Genomic DNA, 16,808 nt, shown 5'->3' with positions numbered 1-16,808 from the left:
CGCCCAATTCAAAAAACAAAGCTATCAGCTCTACATGGTCATGCTGATAGCAAAAATCTAATAAAAGTATAAGAAACCGACTATTCTAATCGTTTTTGCAAAACTTTGCTGATTGAGTTACTTGTATTTGGTTATTTAGATTATGAATGTAAAAACCCCCAACGCGGGGTTGGGGGTTTATAAAATGCTAATCTTATACATAAGAGTTATGAATCATCATTCAACTTTAAGAACCCTAGAGAACTTGGCATTACTATTACTCACTGTAACAATAGAACCTAGCAACGCTTCGTTGAAGCTAACAGAGTAAAATGGATGATTTATACCTGAATCTATATTGCTTTGGCCACCAATAGAAACCGTATATTCTGTTCGACGTTCTAAAGGCGATGTTAATATTTCCACAGAAGTGCTTGGAGCATTTTCATCAATTTTAACGCTCATACTATTTACACAAGTAGCTCCACCTGCACCAAATGGGCTCTCATTATTAATCCAAGGTGTCAGTAAGCTATCTCCTACTATCGATAAATCATTTACTTCAGAAGGTAACTGATAATTAATACTCTGTGTATTTTCACTACCATTAACGAAGGTTGATGCATCAAAGCGTACTTTCACCCACTTTGAATAGCGCAATGGGTAACGGATTTGGAAATCAGCACGCCCTTCGTCATCAGTAATAAACGTATAACCATCCTCTGAAACCGTACCACCAATAATTGCAACTGGATTAATTGGATCTAGCTGTTTATTACCAATAACAATATTACCATTAGCATCAACATTTTTGTCAATATCTTCGTCTTGATCTAACGTATAGTTATAGTTTAGATCTTCCGTGGTAATCCATTCAGACTGCAAGAAAATAGGCGATTTTTCAGAGAACACTTTAGGCTCAGGTGTCGTAGTAACCTCCTTACCATTCTCATCCTTTTCTTTGATATCAGCCGCTTGATAGGTCACAGTGCTGTCTAACAAACAGACTCTACCTTGAGCATACTGTGTAGCATAAGACTTAATTGAAACTTCTTGATTCGGGACAGCACGTCCTGAGCCATCCATGACTGATATCGATCCACGTACCGTATAGTAAATATCATCAGAAGATAACTTATTAGCGAATGCTAAAGTAGTATAGACCGCTTCTTCTGAGACGGTAATATTAGTGGTCTTACTACCGATATTGGCATCATCTTGCAATAAGCGTGCGTTGATAATCACACCGCCGATAGGTGAGCTGGCATTGGCTTGATAGACGACACGCGCCTCACCTCTACTATCTGTTACTGCTGTTGCAGCCGATAAGCGGCCCGTTGAAGAATCTGACGCACGACTGAATACGACCGTTTGCCCTTCGACGGGTACATCATTTTCATCTTTGACCGTCGCGACAACTTCGGTGCTGGTACCAGGAGTGATAACCGATTTAACCGCTTGGAACAGCATTTTTGCAGGGGTCGTCGCACGGAAGCGTGTATCGACAGTGGTCTGATAACGGGGCTCGCCGTTTTGTAGGGTTTCGCCTAATACTGTCGCCTGTAGTACCGCTGTGCCAGCAAGCTCAGACTTTAGCCAAAATTTTACAGTAATGACGTTGCCTTGAATATCGCTGGGTTTAATGGGTTTAGAGACAACAACTTCACCGTTAAATTTACTGATATAACTAGTAATTAAGCTACCTAATGAGGTTTGTAACTCTACTTGCTTCCCTATCAGTGAATTCGCTTGGTTAGCATTATCAGCACGGATTTGGATTTGAATCTCTTGTGGCTCATTGACATCATACAGCTTTTCAATGTTAATAAAGCTGATGCCTGCCTGCGAGACTTTGACCAGATCAATGCTATTGAGACTACGCTGAGTATTGATACTATCCTCGCCAACAGCGCGCGCAAACACTTGCAAGTTGCCGTTACTGTCAAAGGTAAGCTGATCCTCTTTGACTTCAAAAGTTGCCTGTCCATCGCTATTAGTAGTTGCTATTGCCGCTGGTGTAATCAAATCACCATTCGCGTTAACCAGCTGCATTGCTGTATTACCAATCGTCTGCCCTGCACCATCAACAAGTATAGTAGTGATGGTAATCGTCTCACCATCTTGTAGCTTAGTATTACTCGCTTCGATACTAATTTTTGTACCCACGGCTGATAGACTTAGAATCTTACTTTCACGGGTAGTCAGTGTGACAACACCATTAGCATCATATTCAGGGGTAACTATCTTGGCTTCAATATCAATAGTGTGATTTAGGCGCGCATTAATGCTGCCGGCGGCTAAAAGTACGCCGACATCAATTTGACCATTTGCATCAGTGGTTACCATGCTTGGTGTCGTAAGTGCCGCTCCACTTGCCGCTAGATTGGTAATAGCCAGCTGTACAGGAACGCCGGCTAGGATACCGCCTTTACTGTCAGTCACGCGGAAGGTTGCATTGGTCTGATCACCGCCAGTAGTTAGCGTGGACTTATCAGAGCTGACAAGGATCTGATACTCATCAATGGTCGCGGTATCTACAGGTACAATATAGTCTGACTCAATATCAAAGCCACCAGTCGTTTTAGTTGTCGCTGTGACCTTGATACCTGCCTCTAAAATCGCTTGATTGACATTAGCGCCAGGCTCAAGTTTAAGGTCAAATGTTGCCACACCGTCACTGTTAGTACTGGCTGTACTACTACCAACTATACTAACGCCTGTTTGAATCGGATTATCAACGCTTAGGCGCACTTCACGATTACCAATAGCGTTATCATTATCTGTCGCGCGTACAAAGACTTTAAAGGTATCACCTTTAGTACTAACTACCTTATTAGCGCCGATAGCGATACTTTCTGTCGTACCTGTAGCACTACTAGGCGTAGTCGTAGTAACAGTACTAGTTTGGGTAGCGATATTACCATTGGCATCCGCCGCTGAAAAAGCGACAAAAAAGCTTGAGCCGATGGCTTTTTTCTGTTCCTCTGTCAGCCCTGCTGGTACGGCAAGGGTATAACTAGCCACCCCTGAATTATTAGTGACCTGCTCTTTACCGCTGACCAAACGCACGCCTTGCTCTGCAATCGCAGCAGGGAGCGCTAAGAAAACTTTTTGTCCTGCAATCACATTGTCTTGACTGTCTTTAGCTATCACTTCAACCTGTGTTTCACCACCGTTTAGATTGAGTGGCGTAGGTGTCAAATCAATCAGATCAATCGCGGCTTTAGTGGACTGTACATTGAACTCAATCGCTTGCGTTTTACCTGTCAAAGTTTCACGCAACACAGCTTCAAGCGTTTTGTTTTTTAGCGCCGCTTTTTGCTCTTTAGTTAAGTTATTAGGCACAGTGACGGTGAAGCTGACATTACCGCTAGCGTCTGTGGTCACAGAGGTGATACTATCACCTGCTTTGCCATTAACGGTCAATAGTTTTGCTAATGCTCTGTCCTTAAAATCAATGGTCACCGGTTGACCACTGATTGGAATATTAGTGGTTTGTGTGCTGATACCTGCACCTACAACGACCGTATCGCCTTCACCATTCAAGGTATAGTACGGACGGTTATTGATAAGGGTTGGATTGTTTAGAACGGTTAAATCTACAGTTGGCGTATTAATGATGACGTTTTTAATAGCAGACGTATACGTTTCACCTTTTTCGATATAAGACAGCTGGTAATTGATACCGACCTTCTTGAGCTCTTCACGCTTCTCATAGTTTAAACCTTCAGGAATAGTGACGATAAAGGTGGTTTCACCATTAAAGTCAGTAGTGCTACTGTCTGAACTAACAGTAACGCCATAATCCTGAGCTTTTTTACCAAGTAAAATATTGACGTCTTGATTTTGTGCAGCGCTACTGCTTTTGTTACTTAATAGCTTAACTTTAATAATGCCCTCACCACCAAACTCACTGATGCTTGGGGTAATGATAGAGGCGAAACTTAATGTAGTGGTAGGCTTTTCTACCTGAATCTTGCCAGACAACGTAGCTTGGGTACCATCAACATCGATAATGGTTGCAGTATAGTTGATATTTGATTCGGCAAGTGCCTTTTGCTCGTCTTCATTAAGGTTATCTTTTATATTTACAGTAAAAGATACACGGCCTGCATTATCCGTGCTCTGCTCAGCATCAATGATTGTAAACAGTTCAGGCTGGTCGATCTTAAGCTTGACGACTCTATTGAAAGCAGCACTGCTATCAGGATACTTACCCGTGATATCGACTACAAACTGCTTATCAGTGGTGAGCACAGGCTGGTTACTATTATCAACAAGTTGAATCTCACTTTGACCCACTTCATCACTAAGTGCAATTAGACTGCTTGTCACATCACTCTTAGCACCGGAGTCTTCAACGGTCATCGCGGTGAGCACAAACGACTTAGCTTTTTCAATTTTTGCTTTTTGATCAGAATTCAACCCTGCTGGCACACGAACGGTAAAGCTGACTTCACCTTGATTGTTGGTTAATTTGGTGGCGCTACTGTCTAAGCTTAAAAGCCCAACTAAGTTGTCAGGAAGGCTTGCTGTCACTGGCTGGTTTGCAATGACTCCACCATTTTTATCATTAATGCGGAAGCTGATAGTAGTGCTGCCACCTGAGCTTGATAACTGCTTGTTGGTTAGAGTACCAAAGCTTAGCTGATATTGGGCAGCCGGGATGATAACTGGTGCATTATATTTACTAGAGACTACACCATCAATATCAGTGAGGCTCACGGTATAGCTAAGACCAGATTTGACCAATGCTTGACGTTCAGCGTCACTCATCGTAGGACTAATATTTACGGTAAATGTGGTTATACCTTTTGCATCTGTTTTTTGTTCACTGTTTTGTAGTGTGAGCTTTGAGGCGTTATTAATTGTTAGTTTGGCCACTTTGTCTGCAGCAGCGCTACCATCGTTACGTACCCCTGAGACTTGGATGCTAAAGCTGTCTTTTAAAATGTTGACCGGTGCAGGGTTAGTGGTGACAGCGAGTGTCGTTTGACTGGTTTGTACCTTATCAGTGACACTAATGGCAACACTCGCAGTGCTTGTGGCTCCTGTAGACTCTACAGCTGCGACATTTAGTGCAAAGCCACTGTGGTTCTCAATTAGTGTTTTTTGTGCTTGGTTCAGATTGGTCGGTACACGTACATTGAAACTAACCATACCTTTAGCGTCAGTAGTCTGGTTTGTAGCACCATCTAGAGTAATGACACCCGCATTCACCAAAGCAGCTGGTAGGCTTGCTTTAACTACTTGGTTCGCTATTACGCCGCCGTTTTTATCGTTGACACGAAAGCTGATGGTCGTGCTACCACCCGAGCTTGACAGCTTATCACTACTCATTTGGCCAAAGCTAATTTTATATTGAGCGGCTGGTACATCAGCTTCAGCAGTGAAAGATTCGATCGCTCGGCTATCGTTATCGGTTAATACGACTTTATAATCGATGTTACTAGCAGCGATAGTGCGGCGCTCAGCTAAGCTTAGACTTGGATCAATATTGACGATAAATGTAGCATTACCCGAACCATCTGTCGTTTGTTGGTTACCAGCAATGCTAACGCCTTTAATTCCTTCGATACTTAGCTCGACAGGTTTATTAATTGCCGCATTGCCATTTGGCAGTTTGGCTGCTACTTGTATACTAAAGCTGTCTTTCAACACATTGACCACGCTTGGCATAGTGCTGGCGCTGACGACGATATCACTCCTAGTCGGATCCGCATTAACAGTAATTTTTTCACTTTTGGCTTTAACGCTTACACCTGATGACTCTGTCAGGCTTGCGACTAATGAGAACCCGCTTCTTTCAATAGCTTTACGCTGATCAACGGACAACCCTTCAGGGATACGCACAGTATAGTTAACGACACCTTGAGCATCTGTTGTTTGATTGGCGGCGCTAGTAAGTGTAACCAGCCCTTTTTGTGTTAAGATACTGGGCAAGCTCGCGGTCACTTGCTGGCCTGCCACGATACCGCCAGTTTTATCATTAACACGGAAGCTGATGGTGGTTTCACCTCCAGTGCTAAGTAGTTTGCTCTTGCTTGCTGTGCCTGTGTTTATTTTGTATTCGGCGATAGGCATAATGACCGATGCATTATAAGTTTCGCTAGTAATACCATCATCATCTGTCAAAGTAACGGTATAAGGAATGCCATTTTTAACTAAGTTATTACGCTGAGTATCCGTTAAGTCTTGGATATTTAACGTAAAGTTAGCAACACCTGCATTATTGGTAATCTGCTTACTACCCGCAATGCTCACTCCTGGTACATTTTCAATGCTAAGCTTAACCTCTTTGTCATTTGCTGCACTGCCGTCAGGGCGCTTAGCGGCCACCTGAATACTAAAGCTGTTTTTAAGTACATTGATAGCTCTAGGGATGCTTTTTGCATCTAAGATCGTCTCACTCTCAGCGGTAATCTGTATATGAGCACTATCTATCTTGCTGCTGGCACCTGATGCTTCAATGACCTTGGCAGACAGTACAAAGCCACCTGCCTTTTCTAAAATCGCACGATTACTTTTTGACAACCCTTTTGGAATACTGACGGTATAGCTAACCATACCTTTATTATCAGTAGTTTGCATGGCTGTGCTGTCTAAGCTTAATAGCCCCTTTGCGGTCAGTTCAGCAGGCAAGCTTACTGTGACTTTTTCACCGGCTACTGCGCCTCCGTCTTTGTCATTGACGCGAAAGCTGATATCCACGCTACTACCAAAACTTGATATTCTCGCTTTACTGGTATTAGCTGCTTTGATTTGATACTTGGCAGCAGGTATCTCAACGTTGCTCTTACCCTCTTTTACTGTTTTAGAGTTATTTGGCTCAGATAAGGTAATCGTATAACTGAGCCCCTCTTTAGCAAGCTTGGTGCGCTCCGCATTACTCAACGTTGGCGCCACAATAAGATCAACTACTGCTTGGCCTTTATCATCAAAAGTGAGCGCCTCAGTACTTAAGCTAACACCTTTTATACCACTGTTAAGCTTAATAGAGGCTTTTGCCCCAGCAATGCTCGTTGGAACTTTGTCGTTAATCGCAGCTGCATTGATAGTGATTGTTTGACTGTCACCATAAGCGTTAAGTGCACTGGCGTTTCCAGATACTGTCAGCTTATAGTCTGAGGTAGGAATCGCAACCGGCAGTATGCCCGAGACTTCTTTAGTCGCACCATTTTTTTCAATGATATTGATAGCATAAACCACACCTTTTAATAGCGCCTCACGAGCGGCCTTTGATAACCCTTTATCAACAATAATGTCAAAGGTAGCCACGCCATTGCTATCAGTAGTTTTGTTACTTCCGACAATAGCAACTCCTTTGATGTCACCAACTCCCATACCAACTTGTACGTCTGCAACGCGTGCGCCATCCGCATTTTTGAGAATCACGCTAAATTGAGCCCTATCACCGTAAGGATTTAGCTTGTTATTAGATACTGAGCTTGTTTGAAGTCGATTGTCGACATCAAGAGTACTAACTACTGTTTGGGTGCCATCACCGCTGCCTTCTTTACTAACGCGGACCGTCAGCACTTGAGTGATGGTTGCGCCATTTGACGGCTGTTTAGCCGCTGCTTTTAAGCTAAAACCATTTTTGATTAGGTTTGCTTTTTGCGTCTCATCAAGTACCAGCGGGTTAAGTTTTAACTCATAAGTCGCCACCCCTTTGTCATCAGTAGTCTGAGTGCTCGACCCTTCAATGGTAACACCAGTATTTAGTGAGTCATCAATACTGAGACTGACTGCCTTATCGATAGCCGCGCCGCCAGATATGTTTTCAACTGCTTTTACAGTTACATTAAAGATGACAGGCTCATCTGTGAGCTTAATATTTGTAGGGACGGTATAAAGTTTTTGTAAACTAAAATCCTCCGCAGGTACCTGCTCACCACTGTTATTACTACCACCATTACCGTTATTATTATTTTCATTACCAGTCCCAGGCTGAACCCCTAAATCAGGAGCAGGAGCAACAGAATCCACTGTGTCTCCATCACCACCGCCGCCACAACCTGCTAAAGCCAATGCGCACGTCAAAGAAGTGAGCTGAAAGAGTTTAGAAGAAAGAGGTAATGAACTATATGACATATTTGGAACTCCGCATCGGCAGTAATTTATTCGCGCAAATAAGCAAAATATCATTGTCTAGAACCATGACAGACTGATAATGATACATAGAATTACAGTAAGGTTGGTTGTATTAACAGATTGTATTAAATATATAACAGCAACTTTACTGACTTTTGTTATAACTTACAACTAAAAAATGAATTTTTACTATTAAATAATCAACAACATAGACGGCTCATTTCAGGGTATAATAGCTACCCTTTAGTCCGACGATAATCGTAAAAATATTTGAGTATTCATCTGTTTTATGGTATAAATGTCGGCTTTAAAATTTTCTGAATTGGTGGGTCTGTTATTTGCCTTTAGTAACAGTCATATCAGCTCAACCTTCATATAGTTTTGTTTGGTGCAAAGCTGCCGCTTGCTGTGTCCATGCCGCAAAAACGCGCAACTTGCCCAGACTGGTATGAGAATCTCTCATGCCTCATAGATTAGGAGTTCGCCATGTCTCGAGTTTGCCAAGTGACAGGAAAGCGCCCTATGGTGGGTAATAATGTTTCGCACGCAAACAACAAAACCCGTCGTCGCTTTCTACCAAACCTTCACCACCATCGTTTTTGGGTAGAGTCAGAAAACCGTTTTGTACGTCTACGTGTGTCTACCAAAGGTATGCGCATCATCGACAAAGTTGGTATTGATAAAGTGTTAGCAGATTTGCGCGCACAAGGTCAAAAAGTTTAAGCCACGCGCTTATCACCACCATCTAAAGGAAAGCTATCATGAGAGATAAAATCAAATTAGTATCGACTGCTGGTACTGGCTATTATTACACCACGACCAAAAACAAGCGCACGATGCCTGGCAAAATGGAGATCAAAAAATATGATCCTAAAGTCCGCCAGCACGTGATCTTTAAAGAAGCAAAAATCAAATAATACGGCAATGCTGATTATTTGAATACAAAAAAGGGCTTATCGATTGATAAGCCCTTTTTTTGTCTGTTTTATCTGCTACTTTTTTCGACTGTCACTCGCATGGCGCTTTGGCCGTAGGTTTTCAGCTGACTATCTGTCTATAGTACATCCTATAGTACATCGGCCAGCTTAGTGCAGTACACCGACCAACTAGCTATAGTGCGCCGGCTCTTTGTCATAGACATGGGCGTGCCACTGGCTCATTTGTTTTTGCATGATCACCTGAATGGCAGCATGAATCATATGCTGACCTATCGCCTGCGTATCACTGCCGAGGATGTCTTTGAGTTTTTCAGAAAAATCAATGGTCATGAGCGGTGCTTCATTTTGCTCAGCATCACGTAGTAGCAGTCGCCCATCATCGGCCTCTACCAGCTCAAGCGTGGTTTCTCTTCCAAATCCTGCTAATTGATCGCTATTCTCGTTATCTACTTCTATCTCATTATCGATGTCGTATGGCATTCATGTGTTCCTTATTATCCCGTGATGAAGTACTGGCAAAATACGTCGCGTCTGGCCACGTGATTACGCTAAGTAATACGGGTAAAACTGTCTTATTCATACAATGGACGCTTTGGCCCTGAAATTCAAGGGCTGTCACGTAAGTCTTCTATTCTAGAGTCCGCTTTTGTGTCAAGTATTTGCGCCAGCACATGCGCCGATCAGCGCCAGTAGCGCAGTTTTGCTAAGGTAAATAAGAAAGCGACAAACATACCCAGATAATACATGAGCTTGAGCTCAAGCGATGGGTCACGATATTTAAATGGCAAGGCAACAGTCGCTGTCGCCGTAGGAAATATCAGCAGCATCAGTAGCCAGTTTTCGATGACATTGAGCCAACCTTGCAAATCGGTGCCATGACGTAAGGATGACAGCCCAAGCAGCAGACAAGCCACTATCAGGATGACAAACAAACTGTTGGGTAAGTCTTTGGGAAAAATAAGATCGAAGATTTTATCAGAAGGTTTTGACATGCAAGCGTCCAGTCACGCCCAAACAGCGTGACGTATTTATGAATGAAAAGTAAGCAGTCACAAAAGGGTGAATTGCGCTCATACACACTAACCTGTCCTCATAACAGGGTTATTTGATATGTACGATACGCAAAACCCCTTAGTTTGTGCAGTATAGCGAGGCATATAACAACTTAACTATAAGTCCCCATCAGCCACAGCATAGCCACGCACGCGGTCAGCCAGCCAAGCGTTAAGGCATTACGAGTTTCGATATTCATGCCTTTGACTTTGTTGAGCAGGCGCGAACTCAGCCAAAAAAACAGCGGAATACCCAGCACAAAGGCTGGGACGATGACCGCTGCATGGCGCAGCACCGTCTCTACATCCTCACCGAGCATCAGCCGAAAGCCATAACCGGCTAAGCTGAGTACAAGCGCAAATACAGCAAGACCAATGGTAATACCTTTAGGCACCAAACTGCGCTGTCGCGGCACGCGGCTATTTACAGAATCAGGCGGCACCGATGCGTGTGGCGGTTTGTTTGTGTTCATATGTCACCTTTTTACTTTTGTAGGGCGCTCACGCTCACAGCAGCCGTGAGCCGTGCCCCATCTCAGCTATGCACTCGCGTTGGCCAATGCCAGCTCTGCACGCATGGCGTCGATTGCAGCTTTATAATCTGGCTGATTAAATATCGCCGAGCCTGCGACAAACATATCAGCGCCCGCTTCAGCGATCGCACGGATATTGCTGGCCTTGACGCCGCCATCCACTTCAAGCCTGATATCACGGCCACTGGTGATGATGCGCTGACGCACCTCACGCACCTTGCCCAGCGTACTGTCGATAAACGACTGACCGCCAAACCCTGGGTTGACACTCATTAGCAGGATTTGATCGACCTTATCCATCACGTAGTCTAAGTAATGTAAGGGCGTTGCTGGGTTTAATACCAAACCGCACTCAGCGCCGCCATCTTTGATCAGCTGCAAAGAGCGGTCGATATGCGCGCTGGCTTCTGGGTGAAAGGTAATGATGCTGGCCCCTGCGTCCAAAAATTGCTCAATCATACCATCGACAGGTGACACCATCAGATGCACATCGATAGGGGCATCGATGCCATAATCACGTAGCGCTTTACAGATCATGCTACCAAACGTTAAGTTGGGTACGTAGTGATTGTCCATGACATCAAAATGGATGACATCAGCGCCCGCCTCTAATACCTTTTCGACTTCTTCACCAAGTCTGGCAAAGTCAGCCGATAAGATAGAAGGCGCAATAAGATAAGGCTTAGAAGGACTGCTCATAAATAAACTACCTGATTGATGATTGTATAAAAATAACAAGGCTAGAAACCACAGCTAACGCGGCTTATATTGCGTTTTGCAATAAGCGCGTCCTACGCTAAAGGAGCGTTTGGCGTCATGTTTGGTAGCACGGCAGCTGACACGCCGACGCCATAGGCGAAAAGACGACGGTTTTAGCGTGTGACGCATCAGCTTAATAACTGCTGTCTCATTTAGACCATAACCATGCTCTATCGCTGAAAATGGCGTCCTATCCTCCCACGCCATCTCTATCACGCGTGATATCTGCGCCTCATCTAGCACGCTCAGACTACTAACTGTATGATGAGAACAGGGCTGCGGCTCAGTTGATGCCCGCTTACCACGTTGCTTGTTTTGTAAGGCGGCAATCATATCAGCGCGCATGATGGTAAGCGAGGATGAGGCACAAGCGGCCTGCGATATAGCAGGCATGGAAGTCATAATATCTTGATAACTTGCCATCATATTTTAACCTTAATAAACATAAGCAATCTACCGTACAGCACCTATATGAAAGCCTACGCACAAAAAACAGCTCGAAACAAACAAGCCACTAGCCAAACTGCGCCATACGCCAATGGTGCTCGATATGATCATTAATAAAAGTTTGGATAAAGTAATAGCTATGGTCATGCCCTGCTTGATAACGTAATGTTAAGGGCTGTTTGGCTTTTTCACAAGCGTCAAGCAACTTATTGGTCTGTAATTGGCCGTCTGCCAAAAAATTGTCCGCCGCGCCTTGATCGACCAAAATACTTGTATACTGCTGACCGACTTTTTCTATCGTTTTTGCTACATCTGCTTGCGCCCACTGCGCTTTATCATCACCAAAGTACTCTGTAAAAGCAGCCTCGCCCCATGCCGACTCGCTGGCGGCGCATACTGGCGACAGCGCTGATACGCTGACAAACTTACTCGGGAATTTAAACCCCAATAGCAGTGCCCCATGACCACCCATCGAGTGCCCTGTCACACCGATGCTATCGATAGGAAACTCTGAGCGTAGTAAGTCATATAGCTCATCTACGATATAACTTTGCATATTAAAATGCTCGGACCACGGTGCCTGTGCAGCATCGACATAGTAGCTGGCGCCCTGCCCGACAAAATAACGCTCATCATTTGGCACATCCACCGACTCACTACTTCTCGGCGAGGTGTCTGGCGCGATAAATATCATCCCAAGCTCGCTGCATTTTTGTTGAAAATGCGCTTTGTGCGTGACGTTATCGGCATTACACGTCAAACCTGATAAATACAAGACAGCTGGACAGCGGCGACCTGCAAGCGCCTCATCTGGCAAGTAGATACTAAATGTCATCGCAGTCTTTGTCGCTGTCGACTGATGGCTATAATAGTGCTGCTCGCCATCAAAACAGCGATTGACACTAAGCTGCGTGAGCTGTGAGCTGGCAGAGAGGCTATGATGATAGGAGTTATTCATAAGTCAGATCCTTTTTATCTAAAATAAAATACTGGTCAAATATATGACGCTTAACGAGAGAATACATGGGCCATGCTGTTTTATATTGATAAGATCAACGTATCTCATCAATAGGGGCGACTGCTGGACGGGCAGCGTTTTTAGGTGCGGTATCGATGCCAGCCCTGTCTATAATGCGTGCCACTGGCGGCCGCGTTTTATCAAACAGCACTTGCTCAAAGGCTGGCAGCGCCGTCTCCATTAGACTACCGATGGCCATTTGCGGCTCAGAGGGCTCAAAGCCCATCAGGTTTTCGCGCTTACTAACCCGCCGCCTTGCGTCTTTAAAGGCCGCCGCAAAGCTGGTATTGCTACGCAAGCTCTCGGCAAAAAACGCCTGCCCAAAGTAAGTCATCTCAGCGGTGTTGGTACAACCAAACGACATCTTGTCAGCAGCTGAGGCGGTAATCACCACTGTAGTCGGCGACGCCAGCTCGTCGATAAATGAGCCTGAGTAACAAGCCGAGAGCACAATCACTCGCCAGCGAATACCAGACGCATCCAGTGCCTCACGCAGCCATGCCGCGTCGAGGTTTTCCATGGCGAGCGGCGGGTTGGCCAATTGTATCAGGTCTTCGGTGCCGTGTGATGAGAGCGTCATAAACAGCACATCTTCATCGGTATTCATCTGTTGGCCAATTTTTTTTAGCCCGCGCAAGATACTAGTCTTGGTCGCCACCGGCTCATCTAGCCAGCTATAAGTATTATTAATCAAAGCAAGCGAGCGACCACTGGTACCAAACCGCACATCAAACAGCTCACGGACTTTATTGATCTCCGAGCGAAATACATTTTGCTCAGAAAACCCCGCCACACCCATAAAATACCAGTCGGTTTTGCCCGTGATACCCGGATCGATACTGTTTAGAGCGTTTTGGAGCAAACGCGGCTGCTTATAGAGCGCCGCCTCCTCTAGCACAGGCTCGATAGGGATTTGTTTAAATATTGGCTGATCAGCGACGTTACGCTGCCAGATAGTCAAAAGCGCCACCGCACCGAGCAGCACAAGGATACGCTCCCACCACGGAATACGCAGACGCCGCGAAAATATCCAAAGCAATGCCAATGTCTGCCACAAAAAAAGCAGCAAAAATAAAATAGGTAAAAACGAATAGCTCCAGTCAGGTAGCCAGCCATGACCGCCCAAAAACTGTACCAAGCTTTGTAGCAGCGCCGATAACGTATCCGCGACCAGCCATAGCACCACGGGCACAAACACCAAGGCTTGATTGCTCGCTCGTCGCGCCAAGATGATACCACCGAGCAAAATAATCATCGGCCAAATAAGATAGCTGACCAGTCCTTGCTCATTAAACACGCTGCCATTTTCGGCTGCCAGCCACGAAAACAGCACATTACTGCCCAGCGCCAATAGCGCAAAAACAGCAAACTGTATAAACGTAGGCTTGACCCAAGAAAACGCCCGCGTTGAGCCTACTAGCATCCATAAGGTTGCAATGATATTGGCCGCGAAATTGAGCGAAAAACGCTGAAGCGATACGGTTTTTAACGACGCAAGTGACAAAGACTTAGACCTCTAGCCAGTCGAGAGAAATAACGCAAATCAAGGATAGCACGCTTTACTGTCAGTGCCACAGTTGAATGTTCAACACGCCCTAATGTTTGTACGGTGTACCGACAGCAGTTTTATTCCTAATTGACGATAAAACAGGGTTAAAAATAAAAAACCCAGCCAAACAGCTTAGCGCGCTAATCTATCGCGATTGTAACGAATTGTCGCCTAAGAGGATAAGGCTGATTTGTAAAATTCGGCTATATTTACATAAAAACATATAAAAAAAGAGGCCTTGAGTACAAGACCTCCTTTATTAGTCACTGATATCAGTCGTGTTTACTTCATCAATAGCTCGTTGACGCGTTTTAGATACGCGGCTGGGTCGTCAAGTTGACCACCGTCGGCCAATAGTGCTTGATCAAAAATCACTTGCGCCAGCTCATCAAACTGCTCGCTGGTTTCTAGTTTTTTGATCAATGGATGCTCTGGGTTGACTTCAAGCGTGGGCTTACTCTCTGGCACCTCTTGACCCATTTGCTTGAGCATCTGAATCATCTGCGGGGAGAGCTCACCTTCGCCGACCACTAAACACGCTGGGCTGTCGACCAGACGCGTTGAGACTTTGACGTCTTTAGCACGTGCGCCTAGGGTCGTTTTTAGTTTGTCAACGACTGGCTTCATGGCCTCTTGCGCCTTTTCCGCTTCCGCTTTTTCTTCTTCGTCTTGCAAATCGCCCAAATCTACCGCACCTTTGGCGATGTTTTGTAGCGGCGTGTCATCAAAGTGGGTCAAGAAGTTCATCGCCCACTCATCAACACGGCTGGTCATCAAGATCACTTCGATGCCTTTTTTCTTAAACAGCTCAAGCTGCGGGCTGTTTTTGGCAGCAGCGAGGTTGTCTGCCGTGAGATAGTAGATGGCTTTTTGCCCATCTTTCATACGCGCTTTATAGTCCTCAAAGCTGGTCTCGACCTTGTCATTGGTGCTGGTGGCATAGCGCAGCAGCTTGGCAATACGCGCTTGGTTGCCCATGTCCTCGCCTAGACCTTCTTTGATGACATCGCCAAACTCGCTATAGAACTGCGCAAATTTTTCTTGCTTGTCGCTGTCCTCGCTGTTGGCAAGGCTCGCCAGCAAAGTCAGTACGCGGCGCGCGTTACCATCACGGATAGATTTTACATCGCGTGACTCTTGCAACAGCTCACGGCTGACGTTCAGTGGTAAGTCAGCAGAGTCGATCACCCCTTTGACAAAGCGCAGATACATCGGTAGTAGCTGCTCTGCTTCATCCATGATAAAGACGCGTTTGACATACAGCTTTAGCCCGTGCTGCTGCTCGCGTGTGTACAAATCCATCGGCGCTTTTTTAGGAATATATAACAGCTGGGTATACTGCACGCGGCCTTCGACACGGTTGTGTGTCCATGTGAGCGGATCGTCCATGTCATAAGTGATGTTTTTATAAAAATCGACATATTCATCATCTTCGATTTCAGATGCTGAGCGTGTCCACAGCGCACTGGCTTTGTTGATGGTTTCCCACTCATCGGTCAAGACCATCTGGCCGCCGGCTGGTGCGTCGCTACTATCATTTTCGTCCGCACCTTCCTCTTTGACATCTTCTTGCCAAACTTCTTTACGCATCTGAATCGGCAAGCTGATGTGATCTGAGTATTTGTTGACCAAACGCTTGATCTTTCCGCGGTCTAGGTAGTTGTCTTCACCTTCACTGTATTCTTCTTTTAAGTGCAGCGTGATACGGGTGCCGCGAGTGTCTTTTGTGATGGTCTCAACCGTAAAGCTTCCCGTGCCATCAGATACCCAGCGAACGCCTTGATTGGCAGGCTCACCAGCTTTGCGCGACTCAACGGTGATGGTGTCGGCCACGATAAACCCTGAATAAAAACCCACCCCAAACTGACCGATCAGCTGACCGTCTTGTTTTTGCGACTCAGATAGCTTATCTAAGAAAGCTTTGGTGCCTGATTTGGCGATGGTACCTAGGTTTTCGATGGCATCGGCTTCATTCATACCGATACCATTATCGATAAAGCTGATGGTTTTGGCCTCGGTGTCGATATCGATGCGAATTTTAAGCTCACCGTCGTCTTCATAAAGGCTGTCATCGTTGGTGGCTTCAAAGCGCAACTTATCACAAGCGTCCGAGGCGTTAGAGACCAGCTCACGAACGAAAATATCGGCATTAGAATATAGCGAATGGGTCACCAAGTGCAGTAGCTGGGCGACTTCTGCTTCAAAACTGTGTTTTTTTACATCAGCGGAACTTTGATTGTCCACTTGGGTCTGCTCACTCATAAAAACTCCTATTATTCATACCAAAGATGCTGTCATCAGCAGCGGTGAATCACAAATTTCCAATACCAACAGTATGGCATCTCTGGCCATAAAGGCTGGGCGATAAATACTGTTAGGCTGGTTAATCAGATAGGGGCACAGGCAAAAATTTCAAGCCAAAATACCGCAAAAACCAAG

At 45.2% G+C, this 16,808-nt stretch carries 11 protein-coding genes; 2 read left to right on the top strand and 9 right to left on the bottom strand.

Going from position 1 to position 16,808, the window contains the following annotated elements:
• Positions 1 to 216 precede the first annotated feature (216 nt).
• Positions 217 to 8,073 carry an Ig-like domain-containing protein gene (locus JFC05_RS00995; protein ID WP_198335381.1) on the bottom strand — a complete coding sequence of 2,619 codons (7,857 nt, stop codon included), beginning with the start codon at positions 8,071 to 8,073 and terminating at the stop codon, positions 217 to 219.
• A 486-nt stretch (positions 8,074 to 8,559) separates the two neighbouring features.
• Here JFC05_RS00995 and rpmB point away from each other — a divergent pair, with 486 nt between their 5' ends.
• Both rpmB and rpmG read left to right on the top strand, forming a co-directional pair.
• A complete protein-coding gene (rpmB, locus tag JFC05_RS00990; RefSeq protein WP_198335380.1) occupies positions 8,560 to 8,796 on the top strand; it encodes a 50S ribosomal protein L28 in 237 nt (78 codons plus the stop codon).
• A 38-nt stretch (positions 8,797 to 8,834) separates the two neighbouring features.
• Positions 8,835 to 8,990 (top strand): 50S ribosomal protein L33, encoded by a 156-nt coding sequence (gene rpmG, locus JFC05_RS00985; RefSeq protein WP_075100487.1) that lies wholly within the window; start codon positions 8,835 to 8,837, stop codon positions 8,988 to 8,990.
• Between the two features lie 189 nt (positions 8,991 to 9,179).
• Here the strand turns inward: rpmG and JFC05_RS00980 are convergent, their stop codons facing one another.
• From JFC05_RS00980 to htpG, 8 genes are all read right to left on the bottom strand, one after another.
• Positions 9,180 to 9,491, bottom strand: coding sequence for a hypothetical protein (locus JFC05_RS00980; RefSeq protein ID WP_198335379.1), 312 nt, complete (start codon positions 9,489 to 9,491; stop codon positions 9,180 to 9,182).
• Positions 9,492 to 9,691: 200 nt separating this feature from the next.
• The gene (locus JFC05_RS00975; protein WP_105244042.1) at positions 9,692 to 10,003 is read right to left on the bottom strand and encodes a hypothetical protein; all 312 of its coding nucleotides are present in this window, start codon (positions 10,001 to 10,003) and stop codon (positions 9,692 to 9,694) included.
• 173 nt (positions 10,004 to 10,176) lie between these two features.
• Positions 10,177 to 10,536, bottom strand: coding sequence for a hypothetical protein (locus tag JFC05_RS00970; protein WP_227679910.1), 360 nt, complete (start codon positions 10,534 to 10,536; stop codon positions 10,177 to 10,179).
• 66 nt (positions 10,537 to 10,602) lie between these two features.
• Entirely contained in the window at positions 10,603 to 11,295 is a 693-nt protein-coding gene (rpe, locus tag JFC05_RS00965; RefSeq protein ID WP_105244043.1) for a ribulose-phosphate 3-epimerase, read from the bottom strand.
• A gap of 54 nt (positions 11,296 to 11,349) precedes the next feature.
• Positions 11,350 to 11,604 carry a TIGR03643 family protein gene (locus JFC05_RS12880; RefSeq protein ID WP_227697354.1) on the bottom strand — a complete coding sequence of 85 codons (255 nt, stop codon included), beginning with the start codon at positions 11,602 to 11,604 and terminating at the stop codon, positions 11,350 to 11,352.
• A gap of 265 nt (positions 11,605 to 11,869) precedes the next feature.
• Positions 11,870 to 12,760 (bottom strand): S-formylglutathione hydrolase, encoded by an 891-nt coding sequence (fghA, locus tag JFC05_RS00955; RefSeq protein WP_198335378.1) that lies wholly within the window; start codon positions 12,758 to 12,760, stop codon positions 11,870 to 11,872.
• Positions 12,761 to 12,854: 94 nt separating this feature from the next.
• Positions 12,855 to 14,324 carry a C13 family peptidase gene (locus JFC05_RS00950; protein ID WP_198335377.1) on the bottom strand — a complete coding sequence of 490 codons (1,470 nt, stop codon included), beginning with the start codon at positions 14,322 to 14,324 and terminating at the stop codon, positions 12,855 to 12,857.
• 327 nt (positions 14,325 to 14,651) lie between these two features.
• Complete coding sequence (gene htpG / locus JFC05_RS00945; RefSeq protein WP_198335376.1) at positions 14,652 to 16,631, bottom strand: molecular chaperone HtpG; 1,980 nt, start codon at positions 16,629 to 16,631, stop codon at positions 14,652 to 14,654.
• Positions 16,632 to 16,808 lie beyond the last annotated feature (177 nt).

This window comes from Psychrobacter celer, from assembly GCF_016107555.1.
In the GTDB taxonomy this organism is placed as follows: domain Bacteria; phylum Pseudomonadota; class Gammaproteobacteria; order Pseudomonadales; family Moraxellaceae; genus Psychrobacter; species Psychrobacter celer.
The sequence above is the reverse complement of the archived record's forward strand: the minus strand, read 5'-3'. Positions and strand labels throughout refer to the sequence as shown.

Coding starts and splice junctions, on each gene's coding strand:
- JFC05_RS00995 (WP_198335381.1), bottom strand. CDS start 8,073: ATGTCATATAGTTCATTACCTCTTTCTTCTAAACTCTTTCAGCTCACT.
- JFC05_RS00975 (WP_105244042.1), bottom strand. CDS start 10,003: ATGTCAAAACCTTCTGATAAAATCTTCGATCTTATTTTTCCCAAAGAC.
- JFC05_RS00980 (WP_198335379.1), bottom strand. CDS start 9,491: ATGCCATACGACATCGATAATGAGATAGAAGTAGATAACGAGAATAGC.
- htpG (WP_198335376.1), bottom strand. CDS start 16,631: ATGAGTGAGCAGACCCAAGTGGACAATCAAAGTTCCGCTGATGTAAAA.
- rpmB (WP_198335380.1), top strand. CDS start 8,560: ATGTCTCGAGTTTGCCAAGTGACAGGAAAGCGCCCTATGGTGGGTAAT.
- JFC05_RS00970 (WP_227679910.1), bottom strand. CDS start 10,536: ATGAACACAAACAAACCGCCACACGCATCGGTGCCGCCTGATTCTGTA.
- rpmG (WP_075100487.1), top strand. CDS start 8,835: ATGAGAGATAAAATCAAATTAGTATCGACTGCTGGTACTGGCTATTAT.
- rpe (WP_105244043.1), bottom strand. CDS start 11,295: ATGAGCAGTCCTTCTAAGCCTTATCTTATTGCGCCTTCTATCTTATCG.
- fghA (WP_198335378.1), bottom strand. CDS start 12,760: ATGAATAACTCCTATCATCATAGCCTCTCTGCCAGCTCACAGCTCACG.